Annotated in this window: 19 protein-coding genes and 1 other RNA gene; 12 read left to right on the forward strand and 8 right to left on the reverse strand. The window is 62.4% G+C overall.

The annotated features are described in order from the left end of the window. Window positions 1-42 precede the first annotated feature (42 nt). The 3 genes from Q1A53_RS03845 to Q1A53_RS03855 all read right to left on the reverse strand — a co-directional run bounded on the left by Q1A53_RS03845 (window position 43) and on the right by Q1A53_RS03855 (window position 3777). Window positions 43-1137, reverse strand: a complete 1095-nt coding sequence (locus Q1A53_RS03845; RefSeq protein WP_299963150.1) for a microcin C ABC transporter permease YejB — start codon at window positions 1135-1137, stop codon at window positions 43-45. Between the two features lie 7 nt (window positions 1138-1144). Further along, window positions 1145-3028, reverse strand: coding sequence for an extracellular solute-binding protein (locus tag Q1A53_RS03850; RefSeq protein WP_299964422.1), 1884 nt, complete (start codon window positions 3026-3028; stop codon window positions 1145-1147). A gap of 245 nt (window positions 3029-3273) precedes the next feature. Next, window positions 3274-3777 carry a cytochrome c family protein gene (locus Q1A53_RS03855; RefSeq protein ID WP_299963151.1) on the reverse strand — a complete coding sequence of 168 codons (504 nt, stop codon included), beginning with the start codon at window positions 3775-3777 and terminating at the stop codon, window positions 3274-3276. Window positions 3778-3909: 132 nt separating this feature from the next. Between Q1A53_RS03855 and Q1A53_RS03860 the strand changes: the two genes are divergently transcribed. Further along, window positions 3910-4764 carry a prephenate dehydratase gene (locus Q1A53_RS03860; protein WP_299963152.1) on the forward strand — a complete coding sequence of 285 codons (855 nt, stop codon included), beginning with the start codon at window positions 3910-3912 and terminating at the stop codon, window positions 4762-4764. A 4-nt stretch (window positions 4765-4768) separates the two neighbouring features. On the opposite strand, the gene Q1A53_RS03865 is transcribed toward Q1A53_RS03860, so the two are convergent. Continuing rightward, window positions 4769-5236, reverse strand: coding sequence for an SRPBCC family protein (locus Q1A53_RS03865; protein ID WP_299963153.1), 468 nt, complete (start codon window positions 5234-5236; stop codon window positions 4769-4771). 24 nt (window positions 5237-5260) lie between these two features. Beyond that, window positions 5261-6229, reverse strand: a complete 969-nt coding sequence (nudC, locus tag Q1A53_RS03870; protein ID WP_299963154.1) for an NAD(+) diphosphatase — start codon at window positions 6227-6229, stop codon at window positions 5261-5263. Between the two features lie 212 nt (window positions 6230-6441). Here nudC and Q1A53_RS03875 point away from each other — a divergent pair, with 212 nt between their 5' ends. The 7 genes from Q1A53_RS03875 to recR all read left to right on the forward strand — a co-directional run bounded on the left by Q1A53_RS03875 (window position 6442) and on the right by recR (window position 12803). Then, the gene (locus Q1A53_RS03875; protein WP_299964424.1) at window positions 6442-8244 is read left to right on the forward strand and encodes a 5'-nucleotidase C-terminal domain-containing protein; all 1803 of its coding nucleotides are present in this window, start codon (window positions 6442-6444) and stop codon (window positions 8242-8244) included. A gap of 44 nt (window positions 8245-8288) precedes the next feature. After that, window positions 8289-8387: signal recognition particle sRNA small type (ffs, locus tag Q1A53_RS03880), an RNA gene on the forward strand. A 68-nt stretch (window positions 8388-8455) separates the two neighbouring features. After that, on the forward strand, window positions 8456-8818 hold the full coding sequence (locus Q1A53_RS03885; protein ID WP_299963155.1) for a DUF202 domain-containing protein: 363 nt from the start codon (window positions 8456-8458) through the stop codon (window positions 8816-8818). 125 nt (window positions 8819-8943) lie between these two features. Next, window positions 8944-10713, forward strand: coding sequence for a DNA polymerase III subunit gamma/tau (locus tag Q1A53_RS03890; RefSeq protein ID WP_299963156.1), 1770 nt, complete (start codon window positions 8944-8946; stop codon window positions 10711-10713). Window positions 10714-10858: 145 nt separating this feature from the next. Further along, window positions 10859-11203, forward strand: a complete 345-nt coding sequence (locus tag Q1A53_RS03895) for a YbaB/EbfC family nucleoid-associated protein (RefSeq protein ID WP_299963157.1) — start codon at window positions 10859-10861, stop codon at window positions 11201-11203. Between the two features lie 4 nt (window positions 11204-11207). Continuing rightward, the gene (locus tag Q1A53_RS03900) at window positions 11208-12182 is read left to right on the forward strand and encodes a hypothetical protein (RefSeq protein ID WP_299963158.1); all 975 of its coding nucleotides are present in this window, start codon (window positions 11208-11210) and stop codon (window positions 12180-12182) included. A gap of 27 nt (window positions 12183-12209) precedes the next feature. Beyond that, the gene (gene recR / locus Q1A53_RS03905; protein ID WP_299963159.1) at window positions 12210-12803 is read left to right on the forward strand and encodes a recombination mediator RecR; all 594 of its coding nucleotides are present in this window, start codon (window positions 12210-12212) and stop codon (window positions 12801-12803) included. A 34-nt stretch (window positions 12804-12837) separates the two neighbouring features. On the opposite strand, the gene Q1A53_RS03910 is transcribed toward recR, so the two are convergent. Then, window positions 12838-13608 carry a DUF1013 domain-containing protein gene (locus tag Q1A53_RS03910; protein ID WP_299963160.1) on the reverse strand — a complete coding sequence of 257 codons (771 nt, stop codon included), beginning with the start codon at window positions 13606-13608 and terminating at the stop codon, window positions 12838-12840. A 137-nt stretch (window positions 13609-13745) separates the two neighbouring features. Between Q1A53_RS03910 and Q1A53_RS03915 the strand changes: the two genes are divergently transcribed. Both Q1A53_RS03915 and Q1A53_RS03920 read left to right on the forward strand, forming a co-directional pair. Then, complete coding sequence (locus Q1A53_RS03915; RefSeq protein WP_299963161.1) at window positions 13746-14375, forward strand: ribonuclease T2; 630 nt, start codon at window positions 13746-13748, stop codon at window positions 14373-14375. Between the two features lie 29 nt (window positions 14376-14404). Continuing rightward, window positions 14405-14656 carry a hypothetical protein gene (locus Q1A53_RS03920; RefSeq protein ID WP_299963162.1) on the forward strand — a complete coding sequence of 84 codons (252 nt, stop codon included), beginning with the start codon at window positions 14405-14407 and terminating at the stop codon, window positions 14654-14656. Here Q1A53_RS03920 and Q1A53_RS03925 read toward each other — a convergent pair. Both Q1A53_RS03925 and Q1A53_RS03930 read right to left on the reverse strand, forming a co-directional pair. Beyond that, on the reverse strand, window positions 14653-15642 hold the full coding sequence (locus tag Q1A53_RS03925) for an NAD(P)H-quinone oxidoreductase (RefSeq protein WP_299963163.1): 990 nt from the start codon (window positions 15640-15642) through the stop codon (window positions 14653-14655). The genes Q1A53_RS03920 and Q1A53_RS03925 overlap by 4 nt on opposite strands. 62 nt (window positions 15643-15704) lie before the next feature. Next, on the reverse strand, window positions 15705-16403 hold the full coding sequence (locus tag Q1A53_RS03930) for a COQ9 family protein (RefSeq protein ID WP_299963164.1): 699 nt from the start codon (window positions 16401-16403) through the stop codon (window positions 15705-15707). A 115-nt stretch (window positions 16404-16518) separates the two neighbouring features. Between Q1A53_RS03930 and rpsU the strand changes: the two genes are divergently transcribed. Both rpsU and ccoN read left to right on the forward strand, forming a co-directional pair. Continuing rightward, window positions 16519-16725 (forward strand): 30S ribosomal protein S21, encoded by a 207-nt coding sequence (gene rpsU, locus Q1A53_RS03935; RefSeq protein ID WP_007118112.1) that lies wholly within the window; start codon window positions 16519-16521, stop codon window positions 16723-16725. Window positions 16726-17368: 643 nt separating this feature from the next. Next, window positions 17369-18982: a cytochrome-c oxidase, cbb3-type subunit I gene (gene ccoN, locus Q1A53_RS03940; RefSeq protein WP_299963165.1), complete on the forward strand. Its 1614-nt coding sequence runs from the start codon at window positions 17369-17371 to the stop codon at window positions 18980-18982. Window positions 18983-18986: the final 4 nt, after the last annotated feature.

An 18986-nucleotide genomic window follows, 5' to 3' on the forward strand; every position in this document is an offset into this window, starting at 1 on the left:
CCCGGGGCGGGCTCTGGTAATGGGTCGGTGAGGGCCATGGCGCTATCCCTCCCGCCGCTCGAAGTCGATCCGAGGATCAACCAGCACATACATCAGATCCGACAGCAGCCCGACCACCAGACCGATCAGCCCGAAAATAAAAAGCGTGCCGAAAACGATGGGGTAGTCGCGCGCAACCGCCGCCTCGAAACCGAGCCTGCCCAGCCCATCGAGGCTGAAGATCGTCTCGATAATCAGCGAGCCGCCAAAGAACACCCCGATGAAGACCGCCGGGAAGCCCGCAATCACGATCAGCATGGCGTTGCGGAACACATGGCCATAAAGCACGCGGTTCTGCGGCAGGCCTTTGGCGCGAGCGGTGATGACGTATTGTTTCTTGATCTCGTCCAGAAAGCTGTTCTTGGTCAGCAGCGTGAGCGTGGCAAAGGCCGAGATGGTCGAGGCCAGCACCGGCAGGGTGATGTGCCAGAAGTAGTCCGCGACCTTGCCGAGCGGGCTCAGCTGATCGAAGTTGTCGGAGGTCAGCCCCCGCAGCGGGAAGATCTGGAAATAGGACCCACCCGCGAAAAGCACCAATAGCAGGATGGCAAAGAGAAACCCCGGGATCGCATAGGCCGCGATGATGGCCGCCGAGGTCCAGGTATCGAAGCGCGTGCCGTCGCGCACGGCCTTCTGTATGCCCAGCGGAATAGACACCAGATAGGCAATCAGCGTGGACCATAGCCCCAGGGTAATCGACACCGGCAGCTTTTCAATGATCAGATCAATGACCGAGATCGAGCGGAAGTAGCTCTCGCCGAAGTCAAACCGCATGTAGTTCCAGATCATGTTGAGAAAACGCTCGACGGGTGGTTTGTCGAACCCGAACTCGCGCTCCAACTCTGCGATGAACTCGGGCGGCAGGCCTCGCGCACCGACGTATTGGCTGTCGTTGCCGGTGCTGGTGAGATCCTCTGCGCCCGCATCATTCCCCGCCCCGGCAAAGCCGCCGAATACGTCACCGCCGCCCTGGGCGCGGGCAATAGCCTGCTCCACCGGCCCGCCGGGCACGAACTGCACCAGGGCGAAGTTGATCAGCATGATCCCCAGCAGCGTGGGGACGATCAGCAGCAGTCGGCGGACAATATAAGCGCCCATAAAGCGGTTACCTCAGCGCCCCGGCAGCGCGCAAGGCGTCCGCCTTGTCCTGAATGTACCACCAGAAATCATACTGGCCGAGCGTGTAGGGCGGGATCTCTTCGGGATGCTCGTATTTGTCGTAATAGGCCACCCAGAAGCTGTCGTTATACCACACCGGGATCATGAAGAATTCGTGGCGCAATGCGCGGTCCAGCGCGATCAGCGTGACGTCGGTTTCCTCTTTCGTCTCCATCCGCTGGGAGGCTTCGATGATCTCATCCACAAGCGGGCTCGCCAGCCCCGCAGGATTGAAAACGGAGAACTCCGCCGCTTCGGACCCAAAGAACTGCTGCAACCCGCCGCCCGTGCTCAGAAAGGGGATGTACTGGTCGTAGACCAGATCATAATCCCTGTCCCGCTCGCGGCTGGTGTACTGCGAGGCATCGACCGCCTCCAGCACCGTCTCGATGCCCATGGCGTCGAGGTTTGACAGAAAGTTCTCCACCACCGCGCGCAACGTCGAGGAACCCGCGGAGTTCAGCAGGAATGTCAGCCGCAGCGGCGTGCCATCCGCATTGATCCGGCGGCCTTCGCTGTTGACGGTCCAGCCTGCATCATCCAGCAACGCCATCGCCTTGCGCAGGTTGCGCCGGTCCAGCAGCCGTTCGGCACTCGACACATGCGGCACGCGCGCCGCTTCCGTCAGCATCTCGCGCGGCACCAGATCGCCAAGGCTTTGCAGGAATTCCAGCTCGGCACCCTCCGGCGCGCCATCGGCCATCAGCGGCGTGTCTTGGTTGAAGGACGCCCGCGGCTGGAAAAGGCCGAATTGCAGCGATTCGTTGGTCCATTCAAAGTTGAACCCCAGGGCAATCGCCTCTCGCACGCGGCGATCCTGCAGAACCTCGCGGCCGAGGTTGAAAACAAAGCCCGTGGGTGTGGGCGGTGAGCCGTCGGGCAGCTCTTTTTTGATGATGGAACCGTTGTTCACCTTGGGAAAGTCGTAAGCCGAGGCCCACTGACGCGAGTTGCCTTCTGTGCGGAAGGTATACTCGCCCGCCTTGAAGGCCTCAAACGCTGCGTTTTCATCGCCGAAATATTCCACCCGGATGCGGTCGAAGTTGGCGCGGCCCTTGTTGAACGGCAGATCCGCCCCCCAGTAGTCGGGGTTGCGCTTGTAAACGAGGCGTCGGTTCACGTCGATGCTTTCGACCATGTAGGGTCCGGATCCGGGCGAGATCTCCAACCGGCTTTCGTCCAGCCGCGCGCCGGTTTCCTCGTACCATTTGCTCGAAAATACGGTCATGCCACCGACGACCTCGATAAGGCTGCGGCGCGAGATGCCGGGCGTGAACTCGTATTTGATGGTGTGGTCGTCGATGACCTCGATGTTCTGGATGCGCTGGCTGACCGCCTCGGCGTAGGAGCGCAGCCCCTGCTCCAGAATGAGTTCCTGGCTGAATTTGACGTCATGGGCGGTGACCGGCGTGCCGTCGGAAAACCGGGCTTCGGGCCGCATGTAGAAAATCACCCAGTTCCGGCCCTTGTCGTATTCCAGCCGTTCGCACAGCAGGCAGTAGTATTCCGCGTAGACATCCGCCGGGGCGGTCGTGCCGCCCACACCTTCGCCCAACAGGCTTTCGTACATGATCGTGCTGAGCGCGCCGCCGCGGCCTTTGCGCGAAAAGGGGTTCATGGAATCAAACGTGCCCAGAGCGGAGAACGAAATCTCGCCCCCCTTGGGGGCGTCCGGATTGACGTAGTTGAAATGCGGATAATCCGCCGGGTAGCTCAAAGCACCATAGAAATTATAGCCATGGGTGACGATGGTCTCTTCATCTTCGGCGCTTGCCACGCTCGACCAACTCAGCGCCGCACCCAGCACGGCGGCGATGGTCCTGCGGCTCATCCGGCCAAGCCCGGCCCAGGGCAGGAGCAGTGTTCGAGGCGGGGTCATCGGCATATCCTCCGGTCGGGCGTCAGTCGCGCTGAGGCTTCTTTGTTATTAACCATGTATGCTAATGGGACCCCGCGCCAAGTTACAAGTTGCGAAAATGTGATCAGAGCCGCAAAAGCGATACCCGTATGCCTTGCCCAGCAAAAAAGCCGCCTGCGTTTCAGCAAGCGGCCTTTTTGGTTAATTCGAGGTTAAGATCAGTCGTCGAGACTGTCGAGATAGGCGATAACATTCGCCCGGTCCTCAACCTTGTTCAGACCCGCAAAGCCCATCGAGGTGCCGGGCGCATAGTCCGACGGCTTTTCCAGAAAGCCGTTCAGGTTCTCGGCAGACCAGTCACCTTCCATCGAGGCCAGCATGTCGGAGTAGTTGAAGGCATCAATCGCGCCTTTTTCCCGACCCACAACGCCATAGAGGTGGGGCCCAACGCCGTTGGCGCCTTCTTCAAGCTTGTGGCAGGCCGAACATTTGCGGAAAACACGTGCACCGGCATCAACGCTCGCGGACGCCAGAACGGTTTCAAAATCAACTTCTTCAACCTCGGCAACTTCTTCGCCGCCCTCGACCTCGATCACGTAGGAGGCTTCTCCATGTGCTTCGACGTGGTACAGTTCTTCGGCAGCCCATTTGCCCAGCAGAAAGACCAGCAGGGTGCCGCAGACGCCGCCGGCCGCTTTCGTGAAGGTCATCGTGTCGAACATACTCAGCTATCCAATTCTCTGGCTATCATCGTTGGCTTGCGGGGCTATGTATTGCTTCACCTTGCTGCTGGCAAGGTATAGTTACCGCGACCAATCGACCTCGATTATCCCAAATTGACCAAGGATCCCTTAATGACAACCGCCCCGCCGCTTCGCATCGCCTTTCAGGGAGATCTGGGCGCCTATAGCCATGAGGCCTGTCTGAACGCGCGCCCCGACGCCGATCCCGTGCCCTGCCGAACCTTCGAGGATGTGATTGACGCGATGCACCGCGGTGCGGCGGATCTGGCAATGCTGCCGGTGGAGAACACCACCTACGGTCGCGTGGCGGATATTCACCGGTTGCTGCCGCAAAGCGGTCTGCACATTATCGATGAGGCCTTCGTGCGGGTTCGGATCAACCTGATGGCACCGCGGGGGACGACGTTGGCGGATGTCAAACACGTGCGCGCGCATCTGGTGCTCTTGCCGCAGGCGCGCAGTTTTCTGGATGCCCATGGCATCACCAGCGAGGCCGCCGCCGACAGTGCCGGTGCTGCCGCGGAACTGGCCCGCGGCGACGAACCCGGCGTGGGGGCGCTGGCCAGTGCAGTTGCTGCGGACATCCACGGCCTCGACATTCTGGCGCGGGACATCGAAGACCTGCAGCACAACACCACGCGGTTCTTGCTGATGGCGCATAAGCCCGACACCAGCCGCCGGGCGGAGGAGATGATCACCACCTTCGTCTTTGAGGTGCGCAACATTCCCGCCGCGCTCTACAAGGCGATGGGCGGTTTTGCGACGAATGGCGTCAACATGACCAAGCTGGAAAGCTACATGGTGGGCGGCTCCTTTACTGCCACACAATTCTACGCCGATATCGAAGGCCACCCCGATGACCCCGCCGTCAGACGCGCGCTGGAGGAACTGGAGTACTTTACGAATATGGTTGAAGTGCTGGGTGTCTATCCTGCGGATCCCGACAGGCACGCGACCCACCGCTGACCGCCTAGCCCGTGTCGTGGTAGCGCGCCTCGATCTCGCGAATGTAACCGGCCACACGATCCTGCAGGCGCTGATCCAGCTGGGTCTTGGCGAGTTTCAGCGATTTCATCAGGATGCGTGCGGCAATGGTCCGGGGGCGCAGTTCGATCTCCAGCGTCAGCTGCGTTTGTGCTTCTGTGATCGCGGCCAGCCGCAGATCCGCCTCACCTTCCAGCCCGTCGGAGGCCAGGTCGAAACGCATCTGTTTTGTCGGATCGAAGATCGACAGCGTGACATCAACGGCCCGCTGCCGACCGTGGAGCGCAAATTCAGCGCACCATGTCATACCGCGGCAGGGGCCGGTCAGATCGTCCGTGCGCGCGATATGTGCCCCGCGCCGTTGAAGACGTTCCTCCACGTCGGAAAAGTCCGACAGCAACGCAAAGGCAGCCTCAATGGGCATCTCCATGGTCTCGCGGGAGGAGAATTTCATGCGCCACGCCGCCTTGATGCGGTTTCAATCCAGTCGATCAGCAAGCCAGTTCTCCAGCAGGAAATGCGCAATGGCCCCCTTGCGCGCGGGCAGGATCGCGGGATCGCCCCCGGCAAAGACGGTCATCATCCGTTCGCGGCTGATCCACAGTGCGTCCTCGATCTCCACCGGGTCGATGGTGATCTCTTCGGTGATGGCCTCGCCGATACAGCCGAACATCAGCGAGGCAGGGAAGGGCCAGGGCTGGCTCGCCAGATACCCGACCGGGCCAACGCGCACGCCGGTTTCCTCGTATACTTCCCGCCTGACGGCCGCTTCCAGTGTCTCTCCGGGCTCAACGAACCCCGCCAGCAGTGAATACATCCCCTCCGGCCAGCCCGGAGAGCGCCCCATCAACACGTCATTGCCCCGGGTAATGAGCATGATCACCACAGGGTCGGTGCGCGGAAAGTGGCTACCGCCGCAGCTGGGGCAGATCCGCTGCCATCCTGCCTGGGCGATCTCCGAGGCCGCACCGCAACGGGCGCAGAAACCGTGGGTCTGATGCCAGCCGAGGATCGCCTTGCCCGTCGCCGCAAGCTCTGCATCCCGGGGGGTGAGCCACGTCATAATGCGCCGAAGCTCCAGAAACGCGGTTCCGTCGGGCAGGTCAGGGTGGCGCTGCTCGCTCGGGTCCAGAAAGCCGCCCAGCGTCGCGGGATCAAGATCGGCAGGCTCCCAGAACGACAGGTCACAGGCAAACCGGCAGGCGCCGTCCTCGCGCCCCAGAAAGACCGGCGGCTCGACAACGTCACCGACAACCGGATGATTCATCGGCAGGCGCACCAGTTCACAAGGCCGCTCTGGGGCGACCAATGGTTTGCCGCGCCAAAACAGCACGGCACGGCTGTCGGGATGGGATTTCGCCACCTCAAGTGCAGCATGATCGGTCCGCAGTTCCGCTGCCCGATCGAGGCCTGATCCCCCGAAGGTCACCGTTTCCGCGTGTTTCATGTCTGGCACTGCCCTTTTTCGAAACGACTGGCATGCGGCCGGTCTTCTTGCAAGGCCAAAGCTTTTTGCGTGTGCAGCGAAGCCTTGCCAACCACGGCGCGATCTGATGGTTATGAACTCGTGCGCAAGTTGATCAATGACTGAGCAGGGAGGCACCGGAGATACAATCTGCATCCACGTCTGGTGCGCCGACCGGGCCGATCCGGATCCGGCTGCTTGCGACCAGCGATCTTCATATGCAGTTGATTGGCTATGATTACGCAAGGGATCGACCGACGGGTGGCGACAGCCTTGCACGGCTGGCACCTGTCATTCGGCATGCGCGACAGGAAGCTACCGGCCAGGGGGCTCTGTGTCTGCTGTTGGACAACGGCGATACCTTGCAGGGCAATCCGCTCGGCCTCTATCTGGCGCGCCATGCAATAGACCCGCATCCGATGATCGCGGCCATGAATGCGCTTGGCTATGATGCGGTGGGGCTCGGCAATCACGATTTCGATCACGGGATCGCGCCTCTGGCCCAGATGCTGGCCCAGAACGCGGCACCCGTGGTCTGCTCAAACCTCACGACCGATCATTTGCCCGGTCTTGCGCAGCATTGCGTGCTGGAAAGGGCCTGCCCGTCGGGTGGGCCGCCGCTGCGGATCGGCATCGTGTCCGCGGTGCCCGAGCAGACGGCGATCTGGAACCGGCATCAGCTTGACGGGCTTGTGCATGTCGCCCCGGCGCTCAAGGCGTTGGAGGCGGCAGCCGCCCGCGCACGCGACGCAGGCGCAGTTGTGGTGATCGCCCTGGCCCATATGGGCATCGCACAATGGGACGAAGGCACAGATCCGCAGAATCAGGTGGCAGAGGTGGCCGCGTTGCCCGGGGTGGATGCGGTCATCGCCGGGCACACGCATCTGCGCTTTCCGGGCGATGACCATGCCGATACTCCCGGCGCTGATCACACGCGCGGATTGATCGATGGTAAACCGGTGGTGATGCCCGGCAACGGCGGCTCCGATCTGGGGGTGATTGACCTTGATCTGATCTGGTCGGAGGATACGGCCCGCTGGCGTGTCGGGGCGGCGAAAAGCGCGCTGCGCCATCCGCCGAAGGATGCCGATGAAGACGATGCCTTGGTCGGGCTCGCCGAGCCCGCGCATGAGGCCACGCGCCGTGAGCTATCGGGATCGGTGGCTCGGTTGAACACGCCGGTTCACAGCTATTTCACCTTGGCCAAACCCAGCTCTGTCACGGCCCTGCTGGCCGCGGCCAAACGTGCGGCGATCAAGCAGATCGTGGCGGGCACGGAGCTTGCCCATTTGCCGCTTCTGGCTGCGGCGGCCAGCCCCGCAACCGGAGGGTTTGACGGGCCGGAGAACTACATCTCGCTGCCCGCCGGACAGTTACAGCGACGTCATCTGGCGGGGCTTATTCCCTACGCAAACCATGTCTGGGCGGTCAGAGCGACGGGCGCCCGCATCGCTGGCTGGCTGGAACGGTCAGCGTTGCTTTTCAATCAGTTGCAGCCCGGAGCCCCGGATCAGATGCTGATCAACCCGCATGTGCCCGGTTTTCGATACGACACGATCTACGGTCTGAGTTACATCATCGACCTCACGCAACCTGCGCGCTTTGATAACAACGGACACCCGGTTGAGGGCGCAACCGGTCGGATCTCGTCCTTGATGTACAACAGCGCGCCGGTTGCGCCGGAGCAGGAATTTCTGGTCGCTGTCACGGATCACCGCGCGGGCGGTGGCGGGACTTTCCGTCCGTTTGATGATGTCGATATTGTCGTGCGGGGCGATGCACCGCTGGATCAGGCTTTGATCGCCTATCTGCACACAGCTGACACGGCCGCGGGGCTGGCCGAGAGACCATGGCGCTTTGCGCCCGCGCCCGGGGTCAGCGCGCTGTTGCAAACGGCGCCAGACGCGCTCGATCACCTGGAGGACATCGCGGAGTTTCGCGCGGAGCCCTGTGGTCGGACGGCGGATGGGTTTTCGCTGCTGCGCCTGCATTTCTGAGCACGCGGCTTGTGTCTGCCAAGGCACCCGACTATATAGCTGCTTGAGAGGTTGGCGCGGGCGAGCGCCTCGCCAACCCGGTCAGATCCGGAAGGAAGCAGCCGTAACGAGCCCCGCTTGGGTCGTTGTCCAGCCTCTCACCTCTACCCCCTTTATTGCTGCTCTTCAGACCCGCGCTTGCCGGATGGTGTTTCCGCATCAGGTTACCGGCATGACCCAGAAGAACGAGATGGCCCAGGACCGCACGGACTGGGCGGAGGACAGGACGGTTCTCGCCAACGAAAGAACCTTTGCAGGCTGGATGCGGACAGGCATGGCCTGCGTCGCGCTGGCCTTGGGGCTGCGTGCGGTTTTTGACAGTTTCGAGCCCACGTGGCTGCCCAAGGTGATCGCGTCCATTTTCATCCTGGTCGCGGTTTTCGTATTTTGGGCCGCGCGTCGGCAGGCCTGCCGCACGGTGGAGCGTCTCAACGAGCATGAGGCGGAGGCGCAGCCAACCGCCGTAATGACAGTTTTAAGCCTGACACTGTCCGGGGCGGCGCTGGCCACCGGTGGGGTGCTTTGGTGGCTCTAGCCAAACCGCGCCATGGGGGAGACTGCGGAGGGCTGGTGAAAAACGCCTCGGGGACGGGCGGGCTTCTGGACGCTCGCGTCCGCAGCCTCTAGGCTGGGACGATCCCGCAGGGCAGAAGGGCTACCATGCAAGAGACCGCTTCCGAGTATCAGGTGCTGGCGCGCAAGTACCGGCCCGAAACTTTCGCCGATCTGGTGGGGCAGGACGCCATGGTGCGCACGCTGCGCAACGCGTTTGAGGCCGACCGCATCGCGCAGGCCTTTATGATGACCGGTATCCGGGGGACCGGCAAGACGACCACGGCCCGGATCATCGCCAAAGGCATGAATTGCATCGGACCTGCCGGCGAGGGCGGGCCGACCACCGAGCCCTGCGGTACCTGCGAGCATTGCACGGCGATCATGGAAGGTCGGCACGTCGATGTGCTGGAGATGGACGCGGCCTCCAACACCGGGGTGGCCAACATTCGGGAGATCATCGATTCGGTTCATTATCGCGCTGCCTCCGCGCGCTACAAGGTCTACATCATCGACGAGGTGCACATGCTGTCGACGGGGGCGTTCAACGCGCTTTTGAAGACGCTGGAGGAACCACCTGCCCATGTGAAGTTCATCTTTGCCACAACCGAAATCCGCAAGGTGCCGGTGACTGTCCTGTCACGGTGCCAGCGGTTCGATCTGCGCCGGATCGAGCCGGAGGAGATGATCGCGCTGATGCAGCGGATCGCAACCGCAGAAGGCGCGCAGATCGCCGGAGACGCGCTGGCGCTGATCGCGCGGGCGGCGGAAGGCTCGGCACGGGACGCGACGTCGCTTCTCGATCAGGCGATCAGTCACGGGGCGGGGGAGACGACGGCGGATCAGGTCCGCGCCATGCTGGGTCTGGCGGACCGGGGCCGGGTGCTGGATCTCTTCGATCTCATTCTCAAGGGGGATGCGGCGGGTGCGCTGAGCGAGCTTTCCGCACAATATGCAGCCGGTGCGGATCCACTGGCGGTGCTGCGCGATCTGTCCGAAATCACCCATTGGGTGTCGGTGGTCAAGATCACGCCGGAAGCGGCCGACGACCCGACCGTCTCGCCCGATGAGCGCGCCCGTGGTGTCAGCATGGCCGAAGCGCTGCCGATGCGGGTGTTGACACGGATGTGGCAGATGCTGCTGAAGGCACTCGACGAGGTCGCAAGCGCGCCAAATGCCATGATGGCCGCGGAGATGGCGGTCATCCGGCTGACCCATGTGGCGGATCTGCCCAGCCCGGAGGAGTTGGTGCGCAAGCTTCAGGGCAGCAGCGCCCCGACCCCATCGGCCGGTGCGGGTGGGCAGGCTGCGGGTCAGCCTGTGCAAAGCCCAGGCGCGCGTGCCGCGGGCGGGGGGGCCTCGGCTGTCGCCTCGGCCCGGACCAGCGGCTCCGGCAGCGCGGGGCCGTCTGCGGCGCGCGCCGTGGATCTGGATGCGGCGCTCGCGCGCTTTCCGACCTTTGATCACGTGGTGGAACTGATCCGGCAGAACAAGGACGAGGTGCTGCGGGTTCACGTGATCCAATACGTGCGGCTGGTCAGCTATCAGCCGGGACGGATCGAATTCGAACCCGCCCGGGATGCGCCAAAAGATCTGGCCCAGCGGCTGGGGCGCCAGTTGCAAAACTGGACGGGCAACCGATGGGCGATTTCAGTCGTGAGCGAGGGTGGCGGAGAGACGATCGACGAGGTCGAAAACGCCAAGAAGCACGCACTGGAAGCGGCAGCGGTGGCGCATCCGTTGATGCAGGCGGTCATGGACGCTTTTCCCAAGGCGCAGATCACCGCCATCCGCACTCCCGAAGAGATCGCCGCCGAAGCGGTTCAGGAGGCTCTGCCCGAAGTTGAGGACGAGTGGGATCCCTTTGAGGATGGGTAACTTACGCGTTGCGTTTCCGAACACCGTCGTGGGTTTTGCCCTGCCGGGCGTCATTTTCGAGCCGAAGGTGACAGCGTGGCTCGATAAGGATTAGATAGACATCAGACAACGGCTCCTCGGGCCACAGCAGATAAAGGAGGGCGGGATGCTCAAAGGATTAGGCGGGCTCGGCGATATGGCGGGCATGATGAAAAAGGCGCAGGAGATGCAGGGCAAGATGGCCCAGTTGCAAGAAGACATGCACAGCATCACAGTTGAAGGGGCCGCAGGTGCGGGGCTCGTGAAGGCGACCTGCACGGCCAAGGGCGAGCTCAAGACGCTGGACATCGACCCGTCGATTTTCAACGGCGATGACAAGGAAGTCGTGGAGGATCTGATCCTGGCGGCGATCAAGGACGCCCAGACCAAAGCGAGCGAACGCGCGCAGGAAGAAATGGCAAAGCTGACCGAAGGGCTTGGGCTGCCGGCGGATATGAAATTGCCGTTCTGAGGACGTGCAGCGGCACCCGCCCGTGACGGTCGAGATCCCCGCATACTGGACGCGGTGGGGCGGGGTGGTCGTGCTGGCGTCGGGGCTGATGGCTGCGGTCTACGCGGTTGTGCAGATCGCGCAGGTCGGCGTTCTGCGAGACGCGCCGCTGATCGTGCTGGTCACGGTCAATACGGTCTTCATCTACCGCTTTGGCATCTACCTGGCACCGCGGGTCGGCGCGTTGATCGCCGAGTTTCCGGCGGCGGGGCGAGATGCCCAAGCGGCAGTGAACCGCTTTTTCGGCGATCCGGCAACGGCTTTCCCGGCTGTCGTCTATGCGGGGCTCATCGCCTTTTCGGTCTGGCGTCTGGATCCCTGGCGCGATGTGGCAGGCCTGATGCCGTGGCTCTGCGCCTTCATCTTCGTCAACAACCTGATCGTAGGCACCGTTGTCATCGCGCTGGTGAGGTTCTGGCGGATCATGCTCAGTGAGTTGACCACGCTGGACATCCGCATCCTGAACCTCAATCGCGCGCCGGTGATCGGCCTTTTGCGGCTCAACAGCCAGATCGTCATGGCAACTGCGCTGGTGACCTGCCTGTCCATTCTGGGTCTGGTATTGTCCGACTACGTGATCGAGCCGATCATCATCTTCTTTTCTGCATCGGCTCTGGCGCTTGTGGTGGCGACCTATGCGGTCCCCGTCCTGCCGCTGTCCAACCTACTGGCAGCGCGCAAAACCGAAGAGCTCGACCGGATCGAACGGTTGATCGAGGCGCGGGTAAGGTTGCTGAGCGGTCAGCCGCTCCGCGCCGATCTTGGCATGGCTGAGGATGCGCTGCCGCCGCTCGAGGCGCTGACCGAAGCGCGGGATCTGTTGCTCAAGATCCGGACGTTGCCGCCGGGGGGGCAGATTTCTGTTTCCGCGGCGGCGATTGTGACGTTCTTGTCTTTCATCCCCACCATCATAGACTATGCCACGCGCTCCCTTTTCTGAGCGCCGGGGACAAGAGGCAGACAGCCCATGAGCAGCACCAGAGATATCGACGCGCTGATTGAGCTGATGGCCAAGATGCCGGGGCTCGGGCCGCGCTCGGCCAGACGTGCGGTGCTGCATCTGATCCGCAAGCGGGCGCTGCTGCTGACACCGTTGGCGGACATGATGCAGCAGGTCGCCGCAACGGCGCGGGAGTGCCTGAATTGCGGTAATGTGGGCACCTCGGAGGTCTGCGATATCTGTGCCAGTGAGGCGCGGGCCAATGGCGAGCTGTGTGTTGTGGAGGATGTGGCCGATCTCTGGGCCATGGAACGCGCGGGCGTCTTCAAGGGTCGTTACCATGTACTGGGCGGCACGCTTTCGGCGCTCGACGCGGTGGGCCCGGACGAGCTGCGGATCCCGCGGCTCGTCGACAGGGTCGAAAGCGAGGGCGTGCGCGAGGTGATCCTGGCACTGAATGCGACGATCGACGGACAGACGACAGCGCATTACATCGCCGACCAGCTGGAAGGCCGCGTAGCGCTGACATCGCTGGCGCAAGGCGTGCCGATTGGGGGGGAGCTAGATTACCTCGATGACGGCACGATCACGGCGGCGCTACGCGCGCGCAAGGCGCTTTGAAGCGCCTTGTCACCGCTGGTGTTCGCCGTATCGCCTATCTGGAACCGGTCTCGTCATCTTCCACATCGGCAGGACCGTCGGGCAGATTGAAGAAGCTGTCCGCATCGGCGAAGTCTTCTTTCTTTTTCTCTTCATCGTCCGCATCTGGCTTGCCAGTGAGGGTGAAGGTCTCAAGGCCTTCGATGGCCGTCGGGATCTTGGGTTCCGCTTCCATGCCGAGGCTCTGCTCGGTGCTGACCAGTTTGCGCCGCTCATCATCGCTCATCACGGGTGCGTCCGCAGCTTTCTTGGCGGCGGCTTTCTGAACCGCGCCATCAAGTTCGGATTGCTTGCAAAGACCCAGGGCAACGGGGTCGATCGGCTGGATATTGGAAATGTTCCAATGCGTCCGTTCGCGGATCGCCTGGATCGTCGGTTTTGTGGTGCCCACCAGCTTGCTGATCTGACCATCCGTCAGCTCGGGGTGAAATTTCACCAGCCACAGGATTGACGCGGGCCTGTCCTGCCGTTTGCTGAGCGGGGTATAGCGCGGGCCGCGCCGCTTTTCCTCACCCTGGGCGGCGGCGTTGAACTTCAGCTGCAGCTTGTGCAGCGGGTTCGCCTGTGCCGCGTCAATCTCATCCTGCGTCAGCTGGTTGTTGGCAATCGGATCGAAGCCCTTCACACCTTGCGCCACATCGCCATCGGCGATGCCCTGCACTTCCAGCTCATGCATACCCACGAAGTCTGCAATCTGCTTGAAGTTGATGGTGGTGTTATCCACCAGCCAGACGGCGGTGGCTTTCGCCATGATCGGTTTTGCCATTTTACTTACTCCTGTCTACGTGCCATCGCCCACATCTTTCCCGTCGCCTGAAAGGCGGTCCCGGGGGCCGGAACGGTTTCCATTGTGGGGGAACTTGTGATGTATATAGGCGGGTGAGCGGGATAAGGAAAGACCCAATGCGCGTGGTGATCTTGTGGTTCTTGATGGCGGTGCCGGGTCTCGCGCAGGAGCATCGCGCGGGCGCGTTCGACTACTACGTGCTGTCGCTGAGCTGGTCGCCCAACTGGTGCGCCCTCGAAGGGGATGCACGTGGCTCGGACCAATGTGATGCCCGGCATGATCATGGCTGGATCCTGCACGGGCTCTGGCCGCAGTACGACCGGGGCTACCCTCAGGACTGCACCACGACAGAACGACCGCCCACCCGCGCTATGACGGCGCGCATGTCGGATATCATGGGGACATCCGGGCTGGCGTGGCACCAATGGCGCAAACACGGCACCTGCAGCGGGCTGTCAGCGCAAGACTATTTCGCGCTGTCGCGGGACGCCTACGGTCGCGTCACACGACCCGGGGTGCTGCGGCAAGTGGAGGACACCCTGAAACTGCCCGCCGCCGTGATCGAGGCCGCATTTCTGGAGGCCAATCCAGCGATCTCCGGGAGCGGTCTGACGATCACCTGCCGTCAGGGCCACATTCAGGAAGCGCGCATTTGCTTGACCCGCGCGCTGGAGCCGCGCGCCTGTGGTGCCGATGTGCGGCGGGATTGCACGCTGGACGATGCTCTTTTTACGCCGATCCGATGACACTTCGTTCCATCGGTCTGGCGGCGGTGGTGAACATTGCACTGCCGCTTGCAACGTCACCGCTGATCAAATCAGTCACCTTCTCACATGCGCGGATCAGTATCTTCTTGATCGCGGTGATCGTAATTTTCACGCTTAATCAATATATTGGCCTGTCACGCCGGTGGCTTTGGCCGCTGCAAACCTGCAATATTCTGAGCGCGATGCTCGTCGGCGCACTCACCGTCTTCATGGCCTTGCCCGCGCTTCCCGGCCTTCTACGAGCGCTGGCGGCATCCTAATCGCCTGCCACCCGCAGGGCGATCTTGCCGATATGGTCGGAGCGTTCCATACGCGCATGCGCGTCGGCCGCGTTCTCCAGGTCGAAGACCTCGTCCATTACCGGGGCGACCTTGCCCGCGGCCAAAAGCGGCCAGACGTGCGCCTTGAGATCCTCTGCGATGCGCGCCTTGGCCAGATCACTTTGCGGGCGCAGCGTGCTGCCGGTGATCGTAAGCCGCCGCATCATCAGGGGCGCAAAGTTTACCTCAGCCTTGGGCCCGCCCAGAAAGGCGATCTGCACCAGGCGCCCGTCCTCGGCCAGCGACTTCAGGTTGCGCACGATGTACTCGCCGCCCACCATGTCCAAAATCACATCCGCGCCCCCCACGGCGCGCATCTCCGCCACGAAATCGGCCTCGCGATAGTTAAAGGCCGCTTCGGCCCCGAGGGCGACACACGCCTCGCACTTCGCGGCCGTCCCCGCCGTGGCGAAGACCCGCGCGCCGAAAGCGCAGGCAAGCTGGATCGCGGTTGTGCCGATTCCGGACGAGCCGCCGTGGACCAGAAACCGCTCCCCCGCACGCAGCCCGCCACGGGTAAAGACATTGGACCAGACGGTAAAGAACGTCTCCGGCAGGCAGGCGGCCTCTTTCAGGTCCAGCCCGTCCGGGACCGGCAGACAATGCGCGGCAGGGGTGGCAACATACTCCGCGTAGCCGCCGCCCGGCAGCAGGGCGCAGACCGCATCACCCACGGCCACATCACCGACGCCTGCGCCGATGGCGACGATCTCACCCGCAGCTTCCAGCCCAGGCAGATCACTGGCACCCGGGGGTGGCGCATAAAGCCCCGCGCGTTGCAGTGCATCGGGCCGGTTCACGCCTGCCCAGGCCACTTTGATCACCACCTCGCCCGCGCCTGGTTCCGGCCGAGGGCGGGAGGTGAGCTGCAGGACGTCCGGGGCCCCGGCCTGGGTGATCTCAACGGCGCGCATCATCTGGGACATTTCGGATTTCCTTTCTGTTGCACCTGCCTAAGCAGCCGGGGCGAGAAAGGCAAACCACGGCGTCAGCTGCGCGGCGCCATCCAGGTGCCGGGGAAATCGCCCTGTGAGGGTCGGTTGGGCGCCTTGATCCGACCCAACAGCCAGGCGGGCCCGGCAAAGACACGGCTGAGCGTGGGGCTGTTGCGCATCTGTGACTTGAGCTTTTCGATCTGCATAACCTCCCCGATGCGGCGATCGAGAAAATCCCAGGTGGCCGAATTATCGGGGCTGTCATCGCCCAGCCAATAAAGCACCGTGGACGCGTAGACCCCGCTGAGCGTGGCGCGTTTGGTGTACCAGTTCACATCGTCGGAGGTATCGCCCAAGGCGGTCCAGATGGCATCCGCCGTGCCCCAGATCAACCGCGCGCCCTCGGCGGCGTGCATGGGAAGCGCAAAGAGTGTGCTGCCGCGGCGCACCGCTTCCTTGTCGGTCACCGCCTCGATGCGAAAGCGCACGGCGGCGGCGACCTTTTCGCGGAACTTCATCTCGCTGAGATCTTCCGACGCAATCCGTGCCACCATCGCCGCATCGCCCCTGTGGTGAAACGCCACGGCGAGATCCACCGCGCCGCGCGGAAAGATCGCGGCGGCCACGGTTGGGTTGATGTCGGTATCGGCTACGGCGGCCTGAAATGTCGCCCGCGACCAGCCATCAAACGGCACGTGCACCAGTGCTGCATCCAAAAGCTGTGTTTTTGCGGTTTCATATGATGTGGTCACGGCTGGCTCTCCCCGATGTTGCGGCATCCTCGACTGGACAAACTAGGTCGTCCTTGCTATAGGCCCACTTCCTGCAATTCATTGCAACTCAACTTAGAAAGGTGGTGAAAACCACATGCAGGTCAGTGTTCGCGACAACAATGTCGATCAGGCGCTTCGTGCCCTGAAGAAAAAGCTCCAGCGTGAGGGTGTCTTTCGCGAGATGAAGCTCAAGCAACATTTCGAGAAACCGTCCGAGAAAAAAGCACGCGAGAAAGCTGAAGCGATCCGCCGCGCCCGTAAACTGGCGCGTAAAAAGGCCCAACGCGAAGGGATGATGTAAGCATCTCGCCGCTACGGCCTTGGTAGTTCTGAACCCCCGCACGCCAGGCGCGCGGGGGTTTTCTTTTTTGATCCAAGCGGGCACTCAGAGCTTGCTCCGCCCAACGCGACAGAAGCGCGCAGGTCCGGCGCCGTGCGTCGCGCATGTGCTGCCTGTGCGATGCCGGACCGCCGTGGATTTCGGGCGGGAATGGTGTGCTGAACCTCGTTGGAAGAGCCAGGGTCATGGCTGAGGAAACGCGCCCGTCGGAAATGGCATAATTCAACTTTGGGGCCGGTAAACAGCGGTTTTTGTGCGGCATAACCAGCCCAACGCCAAAGCCGAGCCACCTTCAAGCTGAAGGCAGGTCTGATTGCGATGCCTCCTGACTGTCTTAAGGGTTCGCAAACCACGTCCCGGCTAGACACTGTGACCGCCCGCCGCCGCGCGCGGCACAGCACATGCGAGGGGCAGATGTGAATGGCAACCGGACCACACCGCAGGCTTTCAAAATTTCCAATACACGCTAACGTAGCGACAGAAGACGAAAAATCTGCGGGTTGATTGATGCAGATCAAAGCGCGCCAAATCTCCGCAGGCCAAACCGACCGTATGATTACGTCCCCACGCCTGCGCGGGGCCAATCGAAAGGGAACCCGGATCAATGAACACCGGTACATTCAACTACATAAAACTGGTGGTGCTGGCGCTCGCCACGTTGTTCACCATGATTGCTGCAAGCTACGCGCGCGATCTGGCCTATCAGGTGCACATGATCCTCTTCATGGTCATCGCGGCAGGTTTGTTTCTGGTCACGTTACGGGCCACGGATGAGCCGGCAAGGCCGACACCGACCCATGAGTATTTTGACAGCGTCGTGCGCGCGGCAGTCATCGCGACAGCGTTCTGGGGCGTGGTGGGTTTTCTGGCAGGGACATGGATCGCTTTCCAGCTCGCCTTTCCCGCGCTCAATTTCGAGTGGTCGGAGGGCTACGCCAATTTCGGGCGCCTGCGGCCTCTGCACACCTCGGCGGTGATCTTTGCCTTTGGTGGCAACGCGCTGATCGCGAGCTCTTTTTTCATCGTGCAACGCACCTGCGCCGCGCGGCTCTGGGGCGGTAATCTGGGCTGGTTCGTGTTCTGGGGATACCAGCTTTTTATCGTGCTCGCGGCCACGGGCTATCTGCTCGGCGGCACGCAGTCCAAGGAGTACGCGGAACCCGAGTGGTATGTGGACATCTGGCTGACCATCGTGTGGCTGGCGTTTCTGGCCTGTTTCCTCGGCACGCTGATCAAGCGCAAGGAGCCGCATATCTACGTGGCCAACTGGTTCCTGCTTGCTTTCATCGTCACCGTCGCGATGCTGCATGTGGTCAACAATATTTCCATTCCCGTGTCGATCTGGGGCAGTAAATCCGTACAGGTCTTCTCCGGTGTGCAGGACGCCATGGTGCAATGGTGGTACGGGCACAACGCTGTGGGCTTCTTCCTGACCGCGGGTTTCCTCGGCATGATGTACTACTTCGTGCCGAAACAGGCCGAACGCCCGGTGTTCAGCTACAAGCTCAGCATCATTCACTTCTGGGCGCTGATCTTCTTGTACATCTGGGCCGGGCCGCACCATCTGCACTACACCGCCTTGCCTGACTGGGCGGCGACGCTGGGCATGGTGTTTTCGATCATCCTGTGGATGCCCAGCTGGGGTGGTATGATCAACGGCCTGATGACGCTGCAGGGCGCCTGGGACAAGCTGCGCACCGACCCGGTGTTGCGGATGATGGTCACCAGCCTCGCGTTCTACGGCATGTCCACCTTCGAGGGACCGATGATGTCGATCCGCTCGGTCAACTCCCTGAGCCACTATACCGACTGGACCATCGGGCACGTGCACTCCGGTGCGCTCGGCTGGAACGGGCTGATCACATTCGGTGCGCTCTATTACCTGGTGCCCGTGCTGTGGAAGCGCGAGCGGCTCTACAGCCTGACCCTTGTCAGCTGGCACTTCTGGCTCGCCACGATTGGCATCGTGCTCTACGCGGCCTCGATGTGGGTGACCGGCATCATGGAAGGTCTGATGTGGCGCGAAGTGGATGCCAACGGCTTCCTCGTCAACAGCTTTGCCGATACCGTCAGCGCCAAGTTCCCCATGTATGTGGTGCGTGGCCTCGGTGGGGTGCTCTTCCTCTCCGGCGCCCTGATCATGTGCTACAACCTGTGGATGACCGTCCGCGCAGCGCCTGCCAAGGCGTCGCTCGGCACGGCTGTCCCCGCTGAATAAGGAG

The organism is uncultured Roseobacter sp. (assembly GCF_947496515.1).
In the GTDB taxonomy this organism is placed as follows: Bacteria; Pseudomonadota; Alphaproteobacteria; order Rhodobacterales; family Rhodobacteraceae; genus Roseobacter.

What these genes read in the sequence shown, in the direction of transcription:
- nudC (WP_299963154.1), bottom strand. Translation starts at nt 6,229, where the DNA reads ATGAAACACGCGGAAACGGTGACCTTCGGGGGATCAGGCCTCGATCGG.
- Q1A53_RS03845 (WP_299963150.1), bottom strand. Translation starts at nt 1,137, where the DNA reads ATGGGCGCTTATATTGTCCGCCGACTGCTGCTGATCGTCCCCACGCTG.
- Q1A53_RS03885 (WP_299963155.1), top strand. Translation starts at nt 8,456, where the DNA reads ATGACCCAGAAGAACGAGATGGCCCAGGACCGCACGGACTGGGCGGAG.
- recR (WP_299963159.1), top strand. Translation starts at nt 12,210, where the DNA reads ATGAGCAGCACCAGAGATATCGACGCGCTGATTGAGCTGATGGCCAAG.
- Q1A53_RS03860 (WP_299963152.1), top strand. Translation starts at nt 3,910, where the DNA reads ATGACAACCGCCCCGCCGCTTCGCATCGCCTTTCAGGGAGATCTGGGC.
- Q1A53_RS03850 (WP_299964422.1), bottom strand. Translation starts at nt 3,028, where the DNA reads ATGAGCCGCAGGACCATCGCCGCCGTGCTGGGTGCGGCGCTGAGTTGG.
- rpsU (WP_007118112.1), top strand. Translation starts at nt 16,519, where the DNA reads ATGCAGGTCAGTGTTCGCGACAACAATGTCGATCAGGCGCTTCGTGCC.
- Q1A53_RS03855 (WP_299963151.1), bottom strand. Translation starts at nt 3,777, where the DNA reads ATGTTCGACACGATGACCTTCACGAAAGCGGCCGGCGGCGTCTGCGGC.
- Q1A53_RS03890 (WP_299963156.1), top strand. Translation starts at nt 8,944, where the DNA reads ATGCAAGAGACCGCTTCCGAGTATCAGGTGCTGGCGCGCAAGTACCGG.
- Q1A53_RS03925 (WP_299963163.1), bottom strand. Translation starts at nt 15,642, where the DNA reads ATGTCCCAGATGATGCGCGCCGTTGAGATCACCCAGGCCGGGGCCCCG.
- Q1A53_RS03865 (WP_299963153.1), bottom strand. Translation starts at nt 5,236, where the DNA reads ATGAAATTCTCCTCCCGCGAGACCATGGAGATGCCCATTGAGGCTGCC.
- Q1A53_RS03915 (WP_299963161.1), top strand. Translation starts at nt 13,746, where the DNA reads ATGCGCGTGGTGATCTTGTGGTTCTTGATGGCGGTGCCGGGTCTCGCG.
- Q1A53_RS03895 (WP_299963157.1), top strand. Translation starts at nt 10,859, where the DNA reads ATGCTCAAAGGATTAGGCGGGCTCGGCGATATGGCGGGCATGATGAAA.
- Q1A53_RS03910 (WP_299963160.1), bottom strand. Translation starts at nt 13,608, where the DNA reads ATGGCAAAACCGATCATGGCGAAAGCCACCGCCGTCTGGCTGGTGGAT.
- ccoN (WP_299963165.1), top strand. Translation starts at nt 17,369, where the DNA reads ATGAACACCGGTACATTCAACTACATAAAACTGGTGGTGCTGGCGCTC.